This window comes from Mesorhizobium sp. M0802 (assembly GCF_040320115.1).
Classification (GTDB): Bacteria; Pseudomonadota; Alphaproteobacteria; order Rhizobiales; family Rhizobiaceae; genus Mesorhizobium.
On record NZ_JAMYOY010000001.1, the window covers coordinates 549188 to 571970 of the forward strand.

Below are 22783 nucleotides of genomic sequence, written 5' to 3' on the forward strand. Positions count from 1 at the left end.
TCGCCTGAGGGAAGCGCTGCCCCCGCTCTGTCTCGGAGACGGGACGCCCTACGCGGTTAGCGTCGCCATGCGAACAAACGATGCCCTGGGGCACCTGAGCACAACGCATATGCGTGAATCCAAATATATCGTTGACGTCGCCCTTCAACTCCAATATTGAACAGGACTATACAGGTTTATTGAACAGGTACCCTTATGAAGCGGCGCGCGGTTCAACTGTCTCCCGGCACGGGCAAGCCCGAGCAGATCGCCACCGTCCTCGAACATGAGATCCGCTCCGGCGTGCTTGGCTTCGGCGACCGCCTGCAAAGCGAGAACGAACTCGTCCAACGCTTCTCCGTCAGCCGCAACACGATCCGCAAGGGCCTTGAGGAGCTGTCCAGCCGTGGGCTGATAACGACCAAGGTCGGCATCGGCTCCTTCGTCACTTTCGACGGCAAGCCGGTCGATGACAGCATTGGCTGGTCGCGGGCGCTGGCCAATGCCGGCGCCAATGCCGAGACGCGGACGCTGCGGCTTGAAGTGATCGAGGATGCCGAGCTTGCCGCGCTGCTTGGCATCGAAAGCCCGTTCTTCATCGCCGTCGACCGGGTGCGCACCAATGCCAGCGACGGCCATGCGATCTCCATCGAACGCAGCCGCCTGCCGCTGTCGCCCGAACTGGAGGACGTGCCGCTGCGAGGTCTGCGCGAAGGCTCGCTGCACCAGACGCTGCGCGGCGCCGGCCTCATCCCAGACCATGGCGAGGAATGGGTCGGCATCGAGATGCTGAATGCCGAAGACGCCGCCATTCTCGGCTGCCCGCAAGGCACGCCGTTCCTGCGCGGACGCCGGCTGACGCGTGCGGCCGACGACCGGCCGATCGAATATGTAACCAGCCTGCTCAACCCGGCGCATTTCGCGCTGCATATGAGGTTTTGAGCGATGCCGGACAGAACCAACGACACGCTCGATCGCGCCATGGGCGCGCTTGTCGGTGGGGCGCTCGGTGATGCGCTGGGCATGCCGACGCAGCTTCTGTCGCCGGCGCGGATCGCCGAGCTATACGGCCATGTCGAGGATTTCGTGGCGCCGTTTGCCGATCATCCGGTGTCGAAGGGGCTCGTTGCCGGCACCATCACCGACGATACCGAACAGGCCCTGCTGCTTGGTCGCATTCTGGTCCAGTCCGGCGACCGCTTCGATCATGCGCGCTGGGTGAACGCACTGCTCGATTGGGAGCGCGAGGTCAAGGCGCGCGGCAGCTATGACCTGCTGGGACCATCGACCAAGCGCGCCATCGGCGCCATCAATGACGGCGTGCCGGCGGAAGAGGCGGGAAGCCAGGGCGACACCAATGGCGCGGCCATGCGCATCGCGCCGGTCGGCATCATGATGCCGCTGGAACCGCTCGACGCTTTCGTCGCCAAGGTCGCCGAAACTTGCCGTGCCACGCACAACACCTCGATCGCCATCGCTTCGGCCGCAGCAGTTGCCGCCGCCGCCAGCCGTGGCGTCGCCGGTGGCGACTGGCGTGCCGCTTCCGACAGCGCGGTAGCAGCCGCGCGGCGAGGCGCCCGGCTCGGACATTGGGTGACTGGTGGCGATATCGCCGCGCGTATCGCCTGGGCGCAGGAGCTCGTGCGCGGCAAGACCATGCGGGATGCGATCGGGCTCATCACCGATCTCGTCGGCACCGGTGTGGCCAGCCAGGAGTCCGTGCCGGCAGCTTTCGCCGTGCTTGAAGTCGCGCAGGGCGATCCCTGGCAAGCGGCAATCATCAGCGCCAATCTCGGCGGCGACACCGACACGATCGGCGCGATTGCCTCAGGCATGGCCGGCGCCTGCGTCGGCTTTTCGCAACTGCCGCAACAACACATTGCCGGGCTCGTCGGCATAGATATGGGGGAGGTGCGCTCCCTTGCCGAAGACCTCGTCGCGGCGCGCACGGCAAAGGCCAGCAAGGATGCCGCGGCATGAGTGGGCGTCTGGTCCATATCGGCAGCGCCGTCGTCGACTATGTCTACCGCATCGACGCCTTGCCGGCGCCGGGCTGCGAGAAGACCGCGTCGAGCTTTGCGCAGGTCGCCGGCGGCGGCTTCAACATGATGGTCGCGGCCAGCCGCACCGGCATGACGGTGGTGTTCGGCGGCCAGCTCGGCAGCGGACCGAATGGCGATTTTTTGCGCGCCGCCTTTGCGGCCGAAGGCATCATAACGCTGACGTCGCCATCGCCGGTCATGGACAGCGGCAATTGCGTCGCCATGATCTCCGGGGATGCCGAGCGCACCTTCGTGTCGTGGCCCGGTGCGGAGAGCATTCTCAGCCTCGAGATGATGAGGCCCGTGGTGGTCGCGCCTGATGATTGGGTGTTCACGTCGGGCTATACGCTTAGCTATTCCGGCAGCCGCGACGCGCTGACCGACTGGATCGAGGCGCTGCCAGAAAACATTCCCTTCGTTTTCGATCCAACGCCGGTCATCGCGGATATCCCACGTCCCATCCTGTCGCGGGTGCTTGCCCGTACGACATGGCTGAGCTGCAACATGACGGAAGCGGTCGAGATCGCTGGGCAAGGCGATGTCGAGGCACTCGCCGCCCGGCTGCTCGCCGACCACTGCCCAAAGGCCGAAGGCGTCGTTATCCGCGCCGGCGCCAAGGGCTGTTTCGTGAGGTTGGTCAATGGCGAGACGCAGACCATTGCCGGCTTCAAGGTCGATGCCATCGACACCAATGGCGCCGGCGACACCCATATCGGCGGTTTCGTCAGTGCACTCTCGCGCGGCGTGCATCCCTTCGAGGCGGCGCGCTATGCCAATGCGGCGGCAGCACTTTCCGTCACCCGCCATGGCGGCTCATCGGCGCCGACCGACAGCGAGATCCAGACTTTCCTGAGCCAGGCCGCGACGGGCGAGCCGGGCCAGAACCAGAAGGCCCATCAGACAGCCTGACCCGCCAAGCGGGCAAACAAGAGAGGAACGAACATGCGCATGCCAAGACTGACTGCCCTGCTGACGGCGACCGCCGTCATCACCTCCGCGCTCACGCTGGCCGCCAGTGCCGCCGAAGTGCATGTGCTCAACTGGAAGGGCTACGGCGCCGACGAGCCGTGGGCGATCGAAGCCTTCGAAAAGGCGACCGGCAACAAGGTCGTCAACGACTTCTTCAATTCCGAACAGGAAATGCTGACCAAGATCCGCACCAATCCGGGCCTCTATGACGTGGTCATGATCAACGCCGCCTTCAACGATCAGGCGATGGCGGAAAAGCTGATCCAGCCGATCGATGTCTCGAAGCTGCCGAACTATGCCGACATCAGCAAGGACAAGGCGCAATCGCCGATGCTCGACCATGACGGCAAGGTCTATGGCGTGCCGTGGGTGTGGGGCTTGACGGCGCTGGCAATCAACGAAAAGTCTTTCGACAAGCCGCCGACCTCGATCGCCGAAATGTGGGATGCCGCGCATAAGGGCCGCGTCGTCATTCGCGACGACGCTGTCGAAGCGGTGCAGTTCGGCGCCATCGCCACCGGCCAGAACATCAACGACATCAAGGATATGGAGGCGGTCAAGGCGAAGCTGACCTCGCTGATGCCGCAGATCAAGACGTTCTGGAGCTCGGAGAACGACTGGAACCAGATGGTCGCCTCCAACCAGATCGACATCGGCACCTATTGGAGCGGCTCGGCCGATCGCGCCAAGACCCACTTCAAGCTGCCGGTCTCGCTGGTCGTTCCGCAGGAAGGCGCCGTCGCCTGGCTCGACGCGTTCTCGATCCCGGTGGGCTCGAAGAATGTCGAAGGTGCGCAGGCCTTCATCAACTGGATGATCGATCCGAAATTCTATGTCGAATGGGTCACCAAGGTCGGCGCTCCGGTGTCGGCCAACACCAAGGCGGTGGAAGCGCTGCCTGAAGACTCCTTCAACCGCAAGGTGATGGGCGATCCCGAGGTGGCCAAGCGCATCCAGTTCCAGGCGCCGATCACCGACGCGCAGCGCGAGGCCTATCTGGCGCTGTGGCAGCAGCTCAAAGTCGACGTGAAGTAACGCTCACGTCCGGACCAGCCGGCGGTTGGCGCCGGCTGGCCCTTCAATCCTGGGGAGGAGGGTATCATGGCAGTACAGGGTGCGGTCGCGTCGCGCAGCGGGCTGAGATCGGCCCTGCCGCTGCTGGCGCCGGCCTATCTCTGGCTGACGGTGGCCATCTTCCTGCCGCTCTCGGCCATGGTGTTCTTCTCCTTCATGACCGACCTGCCGCTGTCGGGAAAGCCGTGGGCGTTCACCCTTGGCAATTACGCCGCCTTCTTCTCGCAGAGCCTGTACCTGACGCTGCTGCTCGCTTCGCTGCGGCTCGGCCTCGAAGTGACTTTGTGGTGCGTCGTCATCGGCTACCCCGCCGCCTATGTGCTGGCCAAGGTGCTGAAGGGGCGCAGCCGCGAGGCGATCTTCCTGCTGGTCATCCTGCCGTTCTGGTCGAACGGGCTGGTGCGCATCTTCTCCTGGGCGATGGTGCTGCGCGAGGGCGGCATCCTCGACACGGCGCTCAACGCCGTGCTGCCGTTCAAGATCAACATCGACCTGATGTATTCCTATCCCGCAATCATCATCGGCCTGGTGCACTCCTACGTGCCCTATATGGTGCTGACCTGCTATCTCACGCTGCAGGCAATCGACGACTCGCTGATCGAGGCCGGGCGCTCGCTCGGCGCCTCGCGGCTGCAGGTGCTGAAGCGGTTGATCATCCCGCTGTCTATGCCCGGCCTGGTGGCAGGTGCGGCACTGATCTTCGTGCCGGTCGTCGGCTCGTTCATGGAGCCGCGCATTCTCGGCGGTCGCACCGGCACCTTCTACGGCACGGTGATCGAAGACCAGTTCGTCGCCGTGTTCAACTGGCCGCTTGGTGCGGCATTGTCGTTCATCCTGCTCGCCGTCGTGCTGGTCATCCTCGCAGTTGCCTCGCCGGTGCTGAAGAGGGCCGCGTGATGAAGACCACCCGCATCCTCCAAGGGCTGGGCCGGTTTTACATCTTCCTGCTGCTCGCCTTCCTCTATCTGCCGATCATCATCATGGCGCTGATGTCGTTCAACGTCTCGCCCTTCTACCAATTGCCGTTCGAATGGACGACGGAATGGTATGCCTCGCTCTGGCAGAACGACCAGCTGATCGCGGCCACCTGGAACAGCCTCGAGATCGCGGTCATCACCACGCTCATCTCAGTGGTGCTTGGCTCGGCCGCTTCGCTGGCGCTGTTCCGCTATGATTTCCGCGGCAAGAAAGTGCTGCAGGCGCTGCTGTTTCCGCCAATCGCCATTCCGTGGCTGATCACCGGCACGGCGATGCTGATCTTCTTCTTCGGCGTCGGCATTGGCCGCGGCCTGTTCGCCATCCTGCTCGGCCATGTGGCGCTGGCGCTGCCCTATGTCATCGTCGTCGTCTCGGCCCGGCTGCAGACTTTTGCACCGGAGCTGGAAGAGGCGGCGCGCTCGCTCGGCGCCAACCAGTGGCAAGTGACGAGGCGTGTGACGCTGCCGTGGATCATGCCCGGCGTCATTGCCGGCGGCTTGTTCGCATTTGCCGTGTCGTTCGACCAGTTCGTCGTCTCCTACTTCCTGGCGACGCCGGGCCAGACGACGCTGCCGGTCGAAATCTACGCCGCGATCCGCAAGGGGTTCACGCCCGAGATCAACGCGGTCTCGACCATCATCATCGTCGTGTCGATGGCGCTGATGCTGCTCACGGCGCGCTTCTTCAAATTCGGCGGAGAGAAATAATGGCCGGCGTGCAGGTATCGAACGTCTCCCGCAGTTTTGGCGCGCACAAGGCGCTGGACGACGTCTCCATCGATTTCGCCGATGGCGGTTTCTATGGGCTGCTTGGCCCCTCGGGCAGCGGCAAGACCACGCTGCTGCGCCAGATCGCCGGCTTCGACTTTCCCGATACTGGCCGCATCACCATTGGCGGTGAGAGTGTGGAACGCGTGCCGGTCGAAAAGCGACGCATCGGCATGGTGTTCCAGAACTATGCGCTGTTTCCCAATATGAGCGTCGCCGATAATGTCGCCTTCGGCCTGTCGGTGCGCGGCGAAACGAAAGCGACGATCGCCACTGAAGTGCAGCGCGCGCTCGATCTCGTCCAACTCGGCAAGCTCGGCGAGCGCCGCCCGCACCAGCTCTCCGGTGGCCAACGCCAGCGTGTGGCGCTGGCACGCGCCATCGTCACCAAGCCGCGCGTGCTGCTGCTCGACGAGCCGCTCGGCGCGCTCGACAAGGCGCTGCGCGTCGACATGCAGATCGAGCTGAAGCGCATCCAGCGCGAGATCGGCATCACCACCATCTTCGTCACCCACGACCAGGAAGAGGCGCTGACGATGAGCGACCGCATCGGCATCCTGCGCGATGGCAGGCTCGTGCAGGAGGGGCCGCCGGAGGAGATCTATGACCGACCGAAGAGCGAGTTCGCCGCCACCTTCCTTGGCGACGCAAACATTTTTCGTGGCGATGCGACCGGCGACGGCATCCGCCTGCCTGACGGCACGGCGATCGTTGCCGGCGTAGGCGACAGGCTTGCCGCCGGCGCGAAGGCGAGCTGCGCGGTGCGACCCGAACGCATTCGTATCGCCACCGCTGCCGGGGTTGCGGATGCGGCCAATGCCAACGCGCTGAAGGGCCAGGTCTCCCAGCGCATCTTCGCCGGCAACAACAGCACCTATTTCGTCGAGCGCGCCGGCCAGACGCTGAAAGTCATCGTCCAGAATACCGGCAGTGACCGGCTGGCCGAGGGCCAGGATGTGGTGCTCAGCTGGTCGCCGGAAAGCACCGTGCTGATTGCCGCAAACTAGTTCGCACCGTCACCCCGTCATGGTTCTGATGGGAATTGATGGAGCGGACCTTGGCTGATGGGCCGGCCATGGCGTTATATCCTGTCGTCCAAGGAGGAATGGATGGCAGGCCAGGGTTTCGAGCCGGATGTAAGGGTTCGCGCCAGCGAATCCCGGATCGGCTGCATCGGCGCCGGCATGATCATGGCCGAATGCCATCTTGCCGCCTATGCGCAGGCCGGTTTCCCAGTCGTCGCCATCGCTTCGCGCACCAAGGCCAGCGCCGAGAAGGTAGCTGCACGCTGGAGCATTCCGACCATCCACGACACGCCGGAACAACTGATCGAGAATCCCGAGATCGAGATCGTCGACCTTGCCTTTCCACCCGACCAGCAGCCGGCATTGATCCGCCATGCGCTGAAGCAGCCTCACATCAAGGCGATCCTGGCGCAGAAGCCACTGGCGCTGTCGGTCGATGAAGCCGTGAAGCTGCGCGACGAAGCCGCAAAGTCCGGCAAGATCCTCTCGGTCAACCAGAACATGCGCTACGACCAGTCGATGCGCGTCCTGAAGCAGATCATCGACAGCGGCGCACTGGGCGACATCGTCTTTGCGCAGATCGACATGCATGCGATCCCGCACTGGCAGACTTTCCTTCAGGACTACGACCGGCTGACGCTCGCCAATATGAGCGTGCATCATCTCGACGTGCTGCGCTTCCTGTTCGGCGATCCCTCGGAAATCGCCACGCTGACACGCAAGGACCCGCGCACTACATTCGAGCATAGCGACGGCATCACCGTCTCGACGCTGCGCTTTCCCTCCGGCGTGCTCGCCGTGTCGCTGGAGGATGTCTGGTGCGGACCGCGCCAGGAGGGCTATCTGGACGACCAGCACATCAACTGGCGCGTCGACGGCACCAAGGGTGTCGCCAAAGGCACGATCGGCTGGCCGAAAGGCGTGGCCTCGACGCTGACCTATGCCTCGACCGAGACGACCGGCGGCGAATGGGTCAGCCCGAGCTGGGACACGATGTGGTTCCCGCATGCCTTCATCGGCGTGATGGAGCAATTGCAGCATGCGGTGAAGACAGGCGCGCCGCCGGCGCTCTCCGTCGCCGACAACGTCAAGACAATGGCACTCGTCGAGGCGGGCTACCGCTCGATGGCGCAAGGCCGCACCGTCAAACTGTCCGAGATATCGATCGACTGAACATGCCGCCGAATAGTGTGGCGGCTGAATCGCTTACCGGGAGGAGTTCACATCATGATGCAGGCAGGTATCTTCACCGGCTATTTCCCCTATGAGCTCGCGGAGGCCGCCCGCCGCATCCGTGCACTCGGCTTCAACACAGTGCAGCTCGACATGCATTTCAGGGATGTCGATCTCACGGCCGGGCAGATCACCGGGGACAAGGCGAGGACAGTGCGCGACACGTTTCGCGACCACAATCTGCCGGTCTGTTGCATCTCGGGCTACACCAACATCATCCATCCCGACAAATCCGAGCGCGAGAAGCGCGTCGGCTATCTCAAGGAAATCATCCGCAATGCGCGCGACTTCGGCTCGCCCTACGTGATCTCGGAGACCGGCACCTACAACACCGAATCCGACTGGGTGCATCATCCCAAAAACAAGACCGAGGAAGGCTTCGAGGAATGCCGCAAGGTGATCTCGGATCTTGCCCAGACGGCTTACGACCATGGCGCGGTGTTCCTGCTCGAAACCTATGTCAACAATGTCGTCGGTTCGGTCGAGGAGACGGTCAAAATGTTCGCGCAGGTCGACCATCCGGGCCTCGGCCTGCTGATGGATCCGACCAATTATTTCGAGGCGCACAATATCGACCGCATGGACCAGGTGCTGAACCAGGTGTTCGACACGCTGGCCGACAAGATCCGCATCGCGCACGCCAAGGACGTCAAGCGCTCAGGCAGCGACAAGACCGAGAAGCATGCCGATATCGGCGACGCGGACGCGCATGAGGGGCTGACCTTCCGCGGCGTCGGCGAGATCGAGCTGCCGGCGCCCGGGCTGGGATCGCTGAATTACGATCTCTATCTGCAGCGGCTCAGTGAGAAGCACCCGAACATCCCTGTTGTCATCGAGCATCTGACCGAGGACGACGTGCCGCGGGCGAAAACATTTCTCGACGGGAAGTTCCGCGCCAACGGGCTTTGAGGTAGGCGAGACGGTGATGGCGACGGCGGCCAAGACAAAGCGCGATTACGGCCTGGTCGGCGAAAGCACCCGCCGGGCGATCGAGACCGGGCTGGCCTCGGCCGAGTGGTATCACACCGACGTGCCGCGCAAGGCAATGAAGGAAATGATGCAGCGCTCCGACGGGCCGCCGATCCGCGATACAGTGATCTGGATCGCAGCCATCCTGGGCTCGGCCGCCCCGGCATCGTGTGGTTCTGGGGCACGTGGTGGGTGGTGCCGTTCCTGCTCGTCTATGGCGTGCTCTATGGATCGTCGAGCGATTCGCGCTGGCACGAATGCGGCCATGGCACCGCCTTCCGCACACGCTGGATGAACGATGCGATCTACGAAATCGCCAGCTTCATGGTGGTGCGCAATCCGGTGCAATGGCGCTGGAGTCATGCGCGGCATCACACCGACACGATCATCGTCGGCCGTGACGCCGAGATCGCGGTAATGCGGCCGCCAAATCTGGTCAAGGCGGCGCTTGCCTTCACCGGCATTCTCGATTTCCGTTATTCGCTGCCGATCCTGGCGCGACAGGCGTTGGGCAAGCTGTCGGACGACGAAAAGAGCTACATTCCTGAGACCGAACAGGGCAAGGCCATCACGGCGGCGCGCTGGCATGCCGCCGTGTACGCTGCGGCGATCGCTCTCGCGATCGCGCTGGGGTCATGGCTGCCGCTGGTGCTGATCGGCCTGCCGCGCCTCTATGGCAGCTGGCACATGGTGCTGACAGGGTTGCTGCAGCATATCGGCCTAGCCGACAATGTCGTCGATCACCGGCTGAATACGCGCACCGTCTACATGAACCCGGTCAGCCGCTTCATCTACTGGAACATGAATTACCACGTCGAGCATCACATGTTTCCGATGGTGCCCTACCATGCGCTGCCGAGGCTGCACGAGCTGATCAAGCACGACCTGCCGGCGGCGAACCCGTCCATGTGGCATGCCTATCGCGAAGTCTGGCCGGTGCTGCTGAAGCAGCTGCGGTACGAGGATTATTTCCTCAAGCGCGAATTGCCGCCGACGGCGCGGCCCTATCGCGGTGAATTTCACGAGCTCGATATGTCGGCGGCGGCCGAGTAGCGAATAAACCACCCGCCTTCTATCCGGCCTGTTACGGGGCCGGTAAGGTGACCGGGAAAATCAACCAGCAAACAGGGACATCCCGATGAGCCGAAAGAGACCGACCGTCGCCGATCTGCGCGCCATGAAGGGCAAGCGCCAGCTGACCATGCTGCGCGTCCTGACCATGGACGAGGCCGAGGCTGCCGAGCGGGCAGGGGTCGATATCGTCTCGGTGCCGCCCGAGCTGGTGCTCAACCCTGAGTATCGCGATGCGGCGCCCAGCCTGTTCACCATGCCGGGCGAGAACTTCTATGAAATAGGCACGGCGGACGATTTCCTGCGCTGGGCGTTCCGGCTCTACAAGGCGGGAGCCGACGCCGTTTATTGCAGCGCCGGTTTCGCCACCGTGAAGCGGCTCGCCGACGACGCGATCCCCGTGATCGGCCATGTCGGCCTCATTCCGTCCCGCGCCACCTGGACCGGCGGCTTCAAGGCCGTCGGCAAGTCCGCCGACACCGCCATGCAGATTTTTGAGGCGGTCAAGCAGTATGAGGCCGTTGGAGCGCTTGGCGCCGAGATCGAAGTGGTGCCGATCGAGGTGGCGAAGGCGATCTCGGAACGGACCTCGCTGATCATGCTGTCGATGGGTGCGGGCACCGGCTGCGACGCGCAGTATCTGTTCGCCGACGATATTCTTGGCCAGAACCGGGGCCACATGCCGCGCCATTCCAAGGTCTACCGCAACTTCGCCGCCGAGTACGATCGCCTGCAGGCCGAACGCGTCGCGGCGTTTTCCGAGTACGTTGCCGACGTCGATAGCGGCGCCTATCCGGAAGACAGGCATGTCGTGCGCATGGATCCGGCCGAGCTCAGCCTGTTCATGAAACGGGTGGACGCAAAGGGCTGACTACTCGGCCTCCTTGCCGATCATCGCTGCACCTTGCCATGTTCCGTCGGCGAGCATGGCATGGAGCACCTCGGCATCCGTTCCCAGCGGCCGGTCCTCTCTCAGCATCGCTACATGCGCGCGCACCGCGGTATGGACCGCTGCTGTGCCGGGCGCCAGCTTGAGACCGTCGCGCAGGTCCACGGCTTGCGCGGCGGCCATCAGTTCGAAGGCGATCAGCCGGCGCCACAGCGCGATCATCCCGGCGCATTTCGACACGGCAAGCGGCGTCTGCGTGGCGTGGTCCTCTACGCCTTCGGACACGGCCAGGAAATCCAGCATCACCGGATTGGCCTTGTGGCGGATGCCGGCCAGGATTGCCGTTGCGGTCTTTTGCAGCGGCACGAAACCGGCCGAGGCGCCGCCGACCGGTGACAAATATTTTGGCAGGCCGTTGCGGCCGGAGCCGGCGAGCTGGATGAAGCGGGCAACGCTTGCCGCGGCACATTGCGCGATCGCCAGGCCGAGCGTCTCGAAGGCAAGCGCCAGCGATGCGGTGTGGAAATTGCCGGTCGACAGAACCAGCCCGTCATCGCCCAGCACCAGCGGATTGTCGGCGGCGGCATTGAGTTCGATCTCCAGCGCCAGCCGCGCCTGATCGATCGCCTGGATCAATGCACCATGGATCGACGGCATGCAGCGGATCGACAACGGGTCCTGCAAGGTGGTCGGCGCCGGCTCCTCGTCACGGGCAAGCAGGTCGCGCAGGCCCTTGGCCGCGAGTTGCTGGCAGGCTGCCGGCCGCGCCAGATGCAGGCGCGGATCGAGGATGGTGCGGTTGGCGCCAAACCCTTCCATGGTCAGCGCGCCGGCCTGCTGCTGTTGCGCAAAGGCCGACAGCGCGTCGGCCAGTACCAACGCGCCAGTGCCGGCTGATACCGCCGAGGCGTTGATCAGCGACAGGCCGTCTTTCGGCGCCAGGCTGATCGGAGCCAACCGCGCCATCATCAACGCCTTGGCCGCCGGCATGCGCCGACCCTGATAGTCAGCTTCGCCGTCGCCGGTCAGCAGACGGGCGAGCGCCGCCATCAGCACGAGATCGCCGGCGCCGATCGAGCCCAACTGCGGCATTACCGGATGCACGCCTGCATTGAGCGCATCGACAAGGGCGGTGAAAGCCGCCGGCGAAATGCCGGAGCCGCCGACTGCCAGCATCGCTGCGCGCGCAAGCATGGTCGCCCGCACCGCCTCTTGGGGCAACGGTTCGCCGACAGCGCCGCTTCGCCCTTCCAGCAACTGGCGCTGGAAGGCGCTGGCATCGCCCTCGACCGATGTGCCGAGATTGGCGCCGAGCCCGGTGTTGAGCCCATAGATTTGCTGACCGGACGCGGCGACCTGATCGAGCACTTTTCGCGCTTTGTCGAGCCTCTCGATGACTGTCGGTTCAACCTCGACCTTGCGGCCGCCGCGGGCGACCTGCGCAACGTCCTCGACGCTGACGCCGGCGCCGGTGAGGACGAGCGCGCTCATGCGAAGCGCAGCCTCTGGCCGATGCCTTTATCAGCAGCCTTGGCCAGCATCGCCTTGCCCAGCGCAATGTCGGACAGCGACAGGCCGCGATGCCAGAACAGGATCGTCTCGTCGTCGCTCTGGCGTCCCGGCTTGAGACCGGCAGCGATCTGGCCGAGCTCGGCGTGCAGCGTCGCTTCGCTCAGCCGCCCGGTCTCGACATGGGCGCGCAGCGAGCCGAACTTGCCGCCTTTGCACTGGCCCCAGTCGTCGACGACCATTTTCTGCATGATGTCGGTCAATGACAGCTCCACCGCGCTCATCGTACCATAGGGCACGACCAGCGCACCGGGCTTGATCCATTCGGTCTTGAGCAGCGGCTGCGGCTCCGGCAGCCGCGAGGCCTCGACGACGATGTCGGCGCCCTTGATGCAGCTTTCCCAGTCGGCAACCGCGGTAACTTTCTTGCCGAGATCGGCCGAGAGTTTGGCGGCGAAGCCGTCGCGGCTTTCCGGGCGGCGCGAATGGACGCGGATCTCGTCGAAGTCGAAGAGATGGTCGAGCAGGCGCACATTCCAATAGGCGGTGCCGCGCGCGCCGATATGGGCCAGCACCTTGGAGTTCTTGCGCGCCAGATGTTTGGCGCCAATGGCGGTGACGGCGCCGGTGCGCATGTCGGTGATGACGGTGGCGTCGAGAATGGCGCGCGGCGTGCCGGTGCGCGGATCGAACAGGTTCAAAATGCCAAATTCTGAAGGGAGCCCGTGCAGATAGTTGTCGACATAGTCGCCGACGATTTTCACGCCCGCCGTATCGAGCGGCGCAACGTAGCCGCGCAGAACGTTGAAATGGCCATGGAAGGAAGGGGCGGGTTCAAGATGGACGCGCGGCTCGATCACCGTCTGGCCATTGCCTTGCGCGATAAGCCCGGCTTCGACAGCGGCAATGATTTCGCCGTCGGTCATCTCCAGGGCTTCGATATCGAGGCCATTGAGGTAGTCGATATAGATAGGCTTCATGCAATGTCCTTGGCCGCCCGCCCATCCATAACAGGCTGCGAGCCGACACGGAAGTTTGTTGGATAAGCTCTGGACGGGGCCAGCCATATGCTGTTCAACGCGGTTCGCCATGACTGCCGTTCCCGACACCGAGGCCTCCGCCGTAACCGCCAGCAATGCGCGGCGCGTGGCGTTGATCGTTGCCATCGCCTTTTTCATGCAGCTGCTGGATTCGACGATCATCTCGACCTCGCTGCCGCAGATGGGACAATCCTTCGGCGTGCCGGCGGTGGCGATGAGCATCGGCATCACCGCCTATATGCTGACCATGGCAGTGTTCGTGCCGCTGTCGGGCTGGCTTGCCGACCGCTTCGGCGCGCGCAACATCTTCCTGCTGGCGATCGTACTGTTCACGCTGGCCTCGCTGGCCTGCGGCTTCTCGCAAAGTCTGCCTCAGTTCGTTGCCGCTCGCGTCGTGCAAGGCCTTGGCAGCGCGCTGATGACGCCGGTCGGGCGAATTCTGGTGCTGCGCAATGCGTCGAAATCGGAGCTGCTCAACGCCACGGCGCTGATCACCTGGCCGGCGTTGTTTGCGCCCGTGGTCGGGCCGGTGCTTGGCGGCTTCATCACAACCTATCTCTCCTGGCACTGGAATTTCTTCATCAACGTCCCGCTTGGGCTCGTCGGGCTGGCGCTGGTCGCGCGCTTCATTCCGGGCGACCGCGCGGCCGATCCCAAGCCGCTGGATTGGCCGGGGTTTTTCCTCACGTCGCTGGGGCTCGCGCTGCTGCTCTACGGCCTTGAGCGCATCGCACATCCGGAAGACGGCGCCTTGCCCGCCGTGCTGCTGGTTGCCGCCGGCATCGTCATCGGCTGGCTGGCGGTGCGGCATCTCCGGCGCGCGCCGCATCCGCTGCTCGATCTCAGCGCGTTCAGGGTGCAGACCTTCGCCATCTCTACGCTTGCCGCCGGCACCATTTTTCGCGTGGCGATCAACGCCACGCCGTTCCTTTTGCCGCTGCTGTTTCAGGTCGGCTTTGGCCTTTCGCCGGTCGATGCCGGCTTGATGATCCTGGCCTACTTCCTCGGCAATCTCGGCATGAAGACGGTGACGACGCCGACGCTGCGGCGCTTTGGTTTTCGCACGGTCATGGTCGTCAACGGCCTGATCGCCTCGGCCTCGATCATGGCCTGCGCGGCGATCTCGCCGGAGACGCCGCAGGCGCTGGTGGTAGCGCTGATGCTGATCGCCGGCCTGACGCGCTCGATGCAGTTCACAGCGCTGAATACTCTGGCCTTCGCCGATATCGATGCGGCGCAGCGCAGCTCGGCGGCAACTTTGTCGTCCATGCTGCAGCAGATGTCGATGCTGTTCGGCGTAGCGGTGGCGGCTGCCATTCTGAACCTGTCGCAGATCGTCAGGCACCGGCCGGCGCTCGACCTCGTCGATTTTCGCATCGCCTTCCTGGTCATCGGCGCCATCGGGCTGGCGGCGGCGTTGCGGTTCCTCGTGCTGCCGCCCGGTGCAGGCGCCGAAGTTTCAGGCCACACGTCCAGGACCTGAATTCGCGATTTTCGCCGCTCAGGCGGCAATTAATTCCGCCTTGTGCTTTCGCCTCAGAACGGCACCTTCGCGCATACGCGCAATGGTGCAACCAAATGCCAAAAGCGCAGCCTTTTCCTAGGATTGCGCCAGTTCTAGCAATCGGTGCGTCCACTGGAAGATTATCACTGCCAACGGGTGTTCCGAGCGCGGATTCATTTGACGAAGCGGCGCCGAGCCGATTAGCTTTCTTCGGAAGGGGTGGCAGAGCTGCCATCGGGGCGAATGCAGACATGAACACGATTGGCTGGCCAAATGTCAGGAGCCTGAATCAGGAAGGCATTGTCTTTGCCATCGCCGTGGTGCTGTTCGTCGCCGCTGCCATTGGGCTGCCTGGTTTCATCGCTGCCAACAATCTCGTTGCCATCGTCCGCTCGGTGTCGGTGCTGGGCATTTTGGCGCTCGGCATGGCGGTCGTCATAATCGGCAGGGGCATCGACCTGTCGGCGGTGGCGATCATGGCGATGTCGGTCGCCTGGTATCTGCAATTGCTCAACGCCGGAACGCCTGATGGGCTCGCCTTCGCCTATGTGCTGGCAGGCGTGCTCGCCATCGGCCTGCTCAACGGTTTTCTCGTCGCTTATGCCGACGTGCCGGCGATCTTCGTGACGCTGGCGACCGGCTCCTTCGTCTTCGGCTATGTCCGCTCGCAACTGATCACACAGGATGCGGTGCCGGTGCCTCAGGGCCATTGGGTGGAGTTGCTCGGCGGCCTGCGTTTCCTCGACATTCCGATCGAAGTGTTCGTCTTCGCCGGGCTCGCCTTCCTGTTCTTCCTGTTCCTGCGCTACACCAAATGGGGCCGCTACATCTATTTCGCCGGCGACAATCCGGTCGCCGCGCGCAACATCGGCATTCCGGTGCGGCCAATGCTGGTGCTGCGTTATGTGGTTTCGGCCTTCGTCGCGCTGATCGCCGGCCTGCTGACGGCGTCGAGCCTGCACTCGATCAACACCCGCGTCGTCAACTCGACGCTGCTCTATGACATCGTGCTGGTGGCGGTGATCGGCGGCATCGGCCTGTCCGGCGGGCGGGGCGGAGTGCGCAATGTGCTGGTGGGCGCTGCACTTATCGGCATCCTGTCGAACGCGATGACCATCATCGACATTCCGCTGCTCTATCAAAACCTGATCAAGGCGGCGATCCTGCTCGGAGCCATCATCGTCGACGGCATCATCAATCCGCGCGACGAACAGACCGCGCAGCAGGGCGACATCTAAGGGGTACCCGACGGGTCATGCGGACCGGCCGGCAATAAGTGAAAAACAGAGGATGTGACATGAAACTGATCAGAACACTGATGGCGGCCGCCACGGCGCTGGCCGCTACCGCCTTCGTCGCGCCGACCTTCGCCGCCGACGATCCGGGCCCGGCCGCATACGCGCAGGCGCTCAAGGGCAAGCGCGTCATGCTGGTGCCGCTGGCGATGGGCTTCGACCTTGCGCAGGGCTGGTCGCACTATCTGAAGACGGAAGTCGAGGCCTGGGGCGGCACCTTCGAAACACGCGATCCGAACTGGGTCGTCGATGCCGGCGCACAGGCGATCACCGACGCGATCTCGTCCGACACAAGGCCGGACGTGCTGATCATCCATGCGCCGGATCTCAACTCCTATTCCAAGCTGATGAAGAAGGCGCAGGCTGCCGGAACCTACGTCATACTGGTCGACAATCCCGCCAACTTCCCGGCCGACGCCTTTGTCGGCAGTGACTGGGACCGGCTCGGCCAACTCGAGGCCGAAGCGGCGATCAAGGGCTGCGGCGAGAATTCGTCGAAGAAGATCGGCCTTGTGCAGGGTGATCAGGCCAACTCGTCCAGTCTCTACCAGTATGCCGGCATCATGAAGGTGCTGGAGAAGCACCCCGACTTCAAAGTCGTGGCCAAGCCCGACTCCAACTGGGATCCGACGACGTCGCGCAACGTGACGACGACAATGCTGCAGCAGAACCCCGACATCTGCTCGATCATCGACTTCTGGGATGGCGACGCCACCGGCGCATCCGCCGCCATCCGCGACGCCAAGCTCGACGGCAAGGTCTTTTTGGTCACCACCGGCGGCGGCGAGAAGGCGGCCGATTGCGACAAATTGCAGGACGGAACTTACGGCGCCGTGGTGATGACCGATCTGGCTCGCCAGTCCGGCGACATGAACGCTATCATCAAGTTCCTGCTGCAGAGCGGCCAGCCGGCCGGCACGTCGCACACCTACATCTACACACTGGAGAAGGCTACGACCAAGGCCGACCTCAAGCCCGACAGCTGCTGGGACCTGAAGGCGCTGCAGGCCGAAGCGGCGGCGAAGTAAGCCGCGCTTTTTCGACTGAAATAAACGAGGTGGCTGGACAATCCGGTCACCTCGTTCCCTCATGGAATAGCAGCCGCCGATGTCCTTTCGCGAACGCCTCCAGTCCTGGCGCTACAATCTCGTGCCCGACCATCTGGTCGGCGAAATCCTGACAAAACGCTGGACCGACAACGCCATTCCGTTCCTGGCGCTGGTGGCGACGCTCAGCGTGTTCGGCTCGATCATTCCCGGCTTCTTCAAGCTGACCTCGCTACAGGAATCGACCCGCCAGCTCGGCGAGTTCTCGATGGTGGTCACCGGCATGACGGTGGTGATGCTGGGCGGCGGCATCGATCTGTCCGTCGGTTCGATCTTCGCGCTGTCCTGCTTCTCCGCCGTCTATGTCTTCTTCATTCTCGAACAGTCTATCTGGCTGGCGGTGGCGGCATCGCTCGCCACCGGCCTCATCTTCGGCGCCGTCAACGGCTACCTCGTCGGCTATCTCAGGCTGCGCGCCTTTCTGACTACGCTGGTCACCTTCATTTTTGGCCGGGCGCTGTTCGATATTCTCGTCACCACCTATGCCGCAGACGTGCAGCTTTCCCAGGCGACATCCGATGTGCTCGACTTCATCGGCGACAGCACCTTCTGGGGGCTTTCGGTCTCGGTGTGGCTGGCGATCATTCTTGCCATCGTCACCCATATCGCGCTGACGCGCTCACGGCCGGGCTGGCATGTGCTGGCGGTCGGCGGATCCAGGCGCTCGGCGCACAATGCCGGCATTCGCGTGCGCCGCACCGTGTTCATGACCTATGTCTTTTCCGGCTTCTGCGCCTCGATCGGCGGCTTCCTGATCGCTTGCCGCCTGAGTGGGGCAGGGCCGGGCACCGGCCTCAACCTTGAGATCATGGCGCTGACGGCGGCGGTGGTCGGCGGCGTCAGCCTGGGTGGTGGCCGCGGCTCGGTCATCAAGGGGCTGATGGGCGCCATCATCGTGCTGACCATGACCAACGGGCTGATCCGGCTGGGCTATGGCACCGGCACCAACCAGATGGTGCTGGGCATCATGCTGGCGGTGGCGGTGACGATCGACATTCGCTGGCTGAAGAACCGCCATAAGGTGCTCAACGAAGTCTATGTCGCGCCGGTCTATCTCAAGATGGGCGAGACACAGTCTGCGGTGCCGGGCTCAGGCACGCCCTACGCGCTCGACAACCGGCTGTCGGCGGCCGACCATATCGGGCCCGGCGAGTTGGAAGGGCCGGAAGACGTCATCCTCGACCGCGACGATCACCTCTATTGCGGCACGCGCCATGGCGAGATCGTCCGCTTCTTCGCGCCGGACTATGTGAAATCGGAGGTGTTTGCCCATATCGGCGGCTTTCCGCTGGGCCTGGCCTTCGACAAATCGGGCAATCTGATCAGCTGCGTCGGCGCCATGGGGCTCTATTCCGTCTCGCCGGATCGGGATGTGAAACGCCTGTCGGCGGAGACGTCGCGCTCCTGGACCTCGATCGTCGACGATGCGCGGCTGCGCGACCCCAATGATTGCGACATCGCGCCGGACGGGCGGATCTATTTCACTGACTCCACCAAGCGCTATGACGCCCACGATTGGGCGCTGGACTCGATCGAGAACCGCGCCACCGGCCGGCTGCTGGTCTATGACCCGAAGGACGGTTCGACGAAGACACTGCTCGACGGCTACCGCTACACCAATGGCGTGTGCATGGCGCATGACGGGAAGTCGCTGTTCTTCGCTGAGAGCTGGGCCTGCCGTGTGCATCGATACTGGCTGGAAGGGCCGAAAGCAGGCACCGCCGAATGCGTCATCCGCGACATGCCGGGCTATCCCGACAACATCAACCGGGCGTCGGACGGCAATTACTGGATGGCATGGCTCGGCATGCGCACGCCGAGCTTCGACCTGTCGCTGCGCCATCCCGATATGCGCAAGCGCATGACGCGCCGGCTGCCGCAGGACGAGTGGCTGTTCCCCAACATCAACACCGGCGGCGTGGTGAAATTCAACGACAAGGGCGGCATTGTCGAGGCGATGGGCGACCTCACCGGCGGCGCGCATCCGATGGTCACCTCGATGCGCGAGCACAAGGGTTTCCTGTTCGTCGGCGGCATCCTTAACAACCGCATCGGCCGCTACAAGATTGCGGGCGCCGACCCGAACTGGACCAGTTCCGCTTCTTATTGGGGAGCGAAGCCATGATCCTCGATCCTGTGCTCGACCTGTTTCGTGGCAAGGCGGTGACCATCCCACCGCTCGACGGTGCCTTCCGTCCCAACACGCGGCTGGACGAGGCGCCAGTGTTCGCCGATTTGACGGAGCCCGACAATCTTCTGGTTGCCGATGGCCGGCTGCTCGTTTCCAGCGGCAATGCGGTATATTCGCTTGCCGCAGGGGTGGAGCCGAAGGTTGTCGGGACCTTTCTTTCCCCCATCACGGCGCTGGCTCTATCACTGTCGGGCGAACTGACGGTGGGGTTGGAAAGCGGCAAGCTGCTGGTTGCCGGCAAGGAGGTTTCGCTGCCGGCCGGCGTCAGCTGCATCACCGCGCTTGCCTATGCAGACGACGGCACGTTGTGGCTGGCCAATGGCTCGGCTGAGCATGCGCCGTCGCTATGGGCCGCCGACCTGATGAAGAAGGGCGCGTCCGGATCGCTTTGGAGGCGGGACGCAGCCGGCGGCGGGTTCCGCAAAGTGGCCGGCGAGATCGCCTTTCCCTATGGGCTCCATCCCACGGGGCGAGATGTGCTGGTCAGCGAAAGCTGGCGTCACCAGCTCGTTCGCTTCGATGGTGCAACCGGTAGCCGCTCGACCGTGCTGACGCATCTGCCCGGCTATCCCGCGCGCCTTGCGCCGGCCGGCGATGGCGGCGCGTGGCTGGCCCTGTTCGCGCCGCGCAACCGGCTGATCGAATTCGTGCTGCAGGAAACGCATTACCGGCGCGACATGATCGACCAAGTGCCGCCGGCCTATTGGATCGCGCCGGCGCTGGCCTCCAACCGCAGCTTCCTCGAACCGCTGCAATGTGGCGGCATCCGCACCATGGGCATCCACAAGCCCTGGTCGCCGAGCCGCTCCTACGGGCTGGTGGTGAAGCTCGACCGGACCATGCAGCCGCAATTCAGCCTGCACAGCCGCGCCGACGGCACGCGCCACGGCATTTGCAGCGTGGCGGAGAAGGACGGACTTCTATTCATCGCCTCCAGGGGCGGCGATTGCGTGCTCGACGCGGGAGGTTTCTGATGGAACCGATCGTGCGCCTGGAAAATGTCACCAAGAACTATCGCGGCGTGCCCGCGGTCAGACAAGTCAGCTTCGAACTGCGCAAGGGCGAAATCCACGCGCTGCTCGGCGAGAATGGCGCCGGAAAATCGACACTGACCAAGATCATTGCCGGCGTCGTCGACGCCACTTCCGGCAAGATGTTCCACAAAGGCCGCGAGATCGCCTACGCCTCGCCGCATGCGGCGCTCGAGGCCGGCATCGCCATGGTGTTCCAGGAGACCAGCCTGGTGCCGTCGATGACAGTGGCGCAGAACCTCTATCTCGGCACCGAAAAGTTTCTCAACCGGCTGCGCGGCACCTACATTTCGGCGCAACAGTTTTTGCAATCGCTGAACTTCCCGGTCGACCCGAACGCCATGGTGGCAACGCTCGGCGCGGCCAAGCGTCAGATGGTCGAGATCGCGCGCGCCGTTCACCACAATGCCGAGATTATCATCTTCGACGAGCCGACGGCGACGCTGACGCCGGAGGAGAAGCGGCACTTTTTCGCACTGATCCGGCGGCTGAAGGCGAACGGCGTCTCGATCGTCTTCATCAGCCATGCATTGGAAGAGGCGCTAATGATCGCCGACCGCATCACAATCCTGCGCGATGGCGAGTTGGTCATAACCGACGACACATCGGCCTTCGATCGCGACAAGATCGTCGCCGCCATGGTAGGGCGCACTTTGTCGGGACAGATCTACCGCCAGCGCGACGAGGCGAAGCTGCGCAAGGCCGGCAAGAAGGTGCTGTCGGTGCAGGACATTTCGATGAGCAATGTCGTGCGCAACACCTCCTTCTCGATCTTTCAGGGACAGATCACCGGCGTGTTCGGGCTGATCGGCTCGGGCCGCACCGAGACCTTCAAGATCGTGTCGGGCATCTACAAGCGCGATTTCCTGCGCGGCGGCGCCATCGAGCTGGACGACCGGCCGGTACGCTATCTCGTGCCGAGCGAAGCGGTCGCCGACGGCATCGTCTACGTCTCCGAGGACCGCAAAAGCGAGGGCATTTTCGAGACGATGGGCATTGCCGAGAATTTGTTCGGCGGGCTCCTGGCGGCGGGCCGCGAAAAGGCCTGGGTGATCAACCAGCAGGAGATGCGCACGCTTTCCGCAGAATGGACGAAGACGCTGAACATCAAGGCGATAAACGACAACGCCCGCGTGGTCGAGCTTTCCGGTGGCAACCAGCAGAAGGTGGTGATCGGCAAGGGGCTGGTGCAGCAGCCGCGCATCGTCATCTTCGACGAGCCGACGCGCGGCGTCGATGTCGGCGCCATCGCCGAGATCCACCAGATCATCAACCGGCTGGCCGATGAGGGGCTGGCGGTGGTGGTGATCTCGTCCTACCTGCCGGAAATCATGAACCTGTCGGATCGGATTCTGGTGTGCCGACAGGGGCGCATCGTGGAGGAGTTCTCGCCGGCGGAGGCGACGGAGGAGAAGATCATGTATGCGGCAGTGCACTAGGTTGCCGGTCGGTGTTTGACGGTGCGCATAGGTCACCAATTGGCGAAGGCCTCAGCGCCTTCGTCATCCTCGGGTCTCCGCGACGGCGCTTCGCGCCTGCTTCGCCCGTGAATGACGAAGCTGAGATGCTTCGGCCAATCGCCATGGTTCTGTCAGCATCAAAAACTGAATCGGAATAGCCGGTTAGCCGCCCTTGCTCGAAACCTGATTCAACCACCTGATCCACCGATTCAACGAAAGGAAATGCCATGGCCGCCACAAAACTCCTCAGCGATGCCGAGGTCGAAAAAATCCCGGTAGCGAAGGCTGTGTTCGACGACATCCGCGCGACGCGCAAATCGGACTTCGTCAATAATTTCTGGCGTGGGCTCGCCAACGATCCGGCCTTGCTGAAACGGACATGGGAACAGGTGAAGGTGGTGATGGCCACGGAGAGTGCGATCGACCCGCTGACCAAGGAGATGATCTACATTGCTGTCTCCACCGCCAATGGCTGCTCCTACTGCGTCCACTCGCATACGGCAGCTGCCCGCGCCAAAGGCATGACCGATGCGCAGCATGGCGAGCTGGTGTCGATCATCGGGCTGGCCGGGCAGACCAACCATCTGGTGACTGCGATGCAGATTCCGGTCGATCCGCAGTTCGACTTAAAGTAGGCAGTCGCGCGCCTTG

19 protein-coding genes and 1 pseudogene are annotated in these 22783 nt (G+C 63.6%); 18 read left to right on the plus strand and 2 right to left on the minus strand.

Features of this window, described 5'->3' with window-relative positions; genetic code table 11:
- Positions 1–195 precede the first annotated feature (195 nt).
- The 11 genes and pseudogenes from NKI10_RS02660 (at position 196) to NKI10_RS02710 (ending at position 10978) form a co-directional block, all read left to right on the plus strand.
- Complete coding sequence (locus NKI10_RS02660) at positions 196–921, plus strand: GntR family transcriptional regulator (protein WP_352858465.1); 726 nt, start codon at positions 196–198, stop codon at positions 919–921.
- Positions 922–924: 3 nt separating this feature from the next.
- Positions 925–1959, plus strand: coding sequence for an ADP-ribosylglycohydrolase family protein (locus NKI10_RS02665; protein ID WP_352858468.1), 1035 nt, complete (start codon positions 925–927; stop codon positions 1957–1959).
- Positions 1956–2930 carry a PfkB family carbohydrate kinase gene (locus tag NKI10_RS02670; RefSeq protein ID WP_023733150.1) on the plus strand — a complete coding sequence of 325 codons (975 nt, stop codon included), beginning with the start codon at positions 1956–1958 and terminating at the stop codon, positions 2928–2930. Before NKI10_RS02665 ends, NKI10_RS02670 begins: the two co-directional genes overlap by 4 nt.
- A 33-nt stretch (positions 2931–2963) precedes the next feature.
- Positions 2964–4025 (plus strand): ABC transporter substrate-binding protein, encoded by a 1062-nt coding sequence (locus tag NKI10_RS02675; protein WP_352858472.1) that lies wholly within the window; start codon positions 2964–2966, stop codon positions 4023–4025.
- Between the two features lie 66 nt (positions 4026–4091).
- The gene (locus NKI10_RS02680) at positions 4092–4961 is read left to right on the plus strand and encodes an ABC transporter permease (RefSeq protein ID WP_352858474.1); all 870 of its coding nucleotides are present in this window, start codon (positions 4092–4094) and stop codon (positions 4959–4961) included.
- Positions 4961–5749 carry an ABC transporter permease gene (locus tag NKI10_RS02685; RefSeq protein ID WP_023687933.1) on the plus strand — a complete coding sequence of 263 codons (789 nt, stop codon included), beginning with the start codon at positions 4961–4963 and terminating at the stop codon, positions 5747–5749. The genes NKI10_RS02680 and NKI10_RS02685 overlap by 1 nt, the downstream gene beginning before the upstream one ends.
- Complete coding sequence (locus tag NKI10_RS02690; RefSeq protein WP_352858476.1) at positions 5749–6816, plus strand: ABC transporter ATP-binding protein; 1068 nt, start codon at positions 5749–5751, stop codon at positions 6814–6816. Before NKI10_RS02685 ends, NKI10_RS02690 begins: the two co-directional genes overlap by 1 nt.
- 102 nt (positions 6817–6918) lie before the next feature.
- Positions 6919–8007, plus strand: a complete 1089-nt coding sequence (locus NKI10_RS02695; RefSeq protein WP_352858479.1) for a Gfo/Idh/MocA family protein — start codon at positions 6919–6921, stop codon at positions 8005–8007.
- Positions 8008–8061: 54 nt separating this feature from the next.
- Positions 8062–8976, plus strand: a complete 915-nt coding sequence (locus NKI10_RS02700; RefSeq protein ID WP_352858482.1) for a sugar phosphate isomerase/epimerase family protein — start codon at positions 8062–8064, stop codon at positions 8974–8976.
- A 16-nt stretch (positions 8977–8992) separates the two neighbouring features.
- A pseudogene (locus tag NKI10_RS02705) lies at positions 8993–10089 on the plus strand (fatty acid desaturase family protein).
- Positions 10090–10174: 85 nt separating this feature from the next.
- Positions 10175–10978 carry a 3-methyl-2-oxobutanoate hydroxymethyltransferase gene (locus tag NKI10_RS02710; protein ID WP_023752944.1) on the plus strand — a complete coding sequence of 268 codons (804 nt, stop codon included), beginning with the start codon at positions 10175–10177 and terminating at the stop codon, positions 10976–10978.
- Here the strand turns inward: NKI10_RS02710 and NKI10_RS02715 are convergent, their stop codons facing one another.
- Positions 10979–12487: an HAL/PAL/TAL family ammonia-lyase gene (locus tag NKI10_RS02715; RefSeq protein WP_023815628.1), complete on the minus strand. Its 1509-nt coding sequence runs from the start codon at positions 12485–12487 to the stop codon at positions 10979–10981.
- Positions 12484–13485, minus strand: a complete 1002-nt coding sequence (locus tag NKI10_RS02720) for an ornithine cyclodeaminase family protein (RefSeq protein ID WP_023687938.1) — start codon at positions 13483–13485, stop codon at positions 12484–12486. The genes NKI10_RS02715 and NKI10_RS02720 overlap by 4 nt, the downstream gene beginning before the upstream one ends.
- Before the next feature lie 109 nt (positions 13486–13594).
- Between NKI10_RS02720 and NKI10_RS02725 the strand changes: the two genes are divergently transcribed.
- From NKI10_RS02725 to NKI10_RS02755, 7 genes are all read left to right on the plus strand, one after another.
- On the plus strand, positions 13595–15028 hold the full coding sequence (locus NKI10_RS02725) for a DHA2 family efflux MFS transporter permease subunit (RefSeq protein ID WP_023725434.1): 1434 nt from the start codon (positions 13595–13597) through the stop codon (positions 15026–15028).
- Positions 15029–15300: 272 nt separating this feature from the next.
- Positions 15301–16287, plus strand: coding sequence for an ABC transporter permease (locus NKI10_RS02730; RefSeq protein WP_023668176.1), 987 nt, complete (start codon positions 15301–15303; stop codon positions 16285–16287).
- 59 nt (positions 16288–16346) lie between these two features.
- Positions 16347–17372, plus strand: coding sequence for a sugar ABC transporter substrate-binding protein (locus tag NKI10_RS02735; protein WP_023668177.1), 1026 nt, complete (start codon positions 16347–16349; stop codon positions 17370–17372).
- Between the two features lie 79 nt (positions 17373–17451).
- Positions 17452–19575, plus strand: coding sequence for an ABC transporter permease (locus tag NKI10_RS02740; protein WP_352858485.1), 2124 nt, complete (start codon positions 17452–17454; stop codon positions 19573–19575).
- Positions 19572–20615 (plus strand): hypothetical protein, encoded by a 1044-nt coding sequence (locus NKI10_RS02745; protein WP_352858488.1) that lies wholly within the window; start codon positions 19572–19574, stop codon positions 20613–20615. Before NKI10_RS02740 ends, NKI10_RS02745 begins: the two co-directional genes overlap by 4 nt.
- Positions 20615–22111, plus strand: coding sequence for a sugar ABC transporter ATP-binding protein (locus tag NKI10_RS02750; RefSeq protein ID WP_023736014.1), 1497 nt, complete (start codon positions 20615–20617; stop codon positions 22109–22111). Before NKI10_RS02745 ends, NKI10_RS02750 begins: the two co-directional genes overlap by 1 nt.
- Before the next feature lie 248 nt (positions 22112–22359).
- Positions 22360–22767, plus strand: coding sequence for a carboxymuconolactone decarboxylase family protein (locus NKI10_RS02755; protein WP_352497890.1), 408 nt, complete (start codon positions 22360–22362; stop codon positions 22765–22767).
- The last annotated feature ends 16 nt before the right edge of the window (positions 22768–22783 follow it).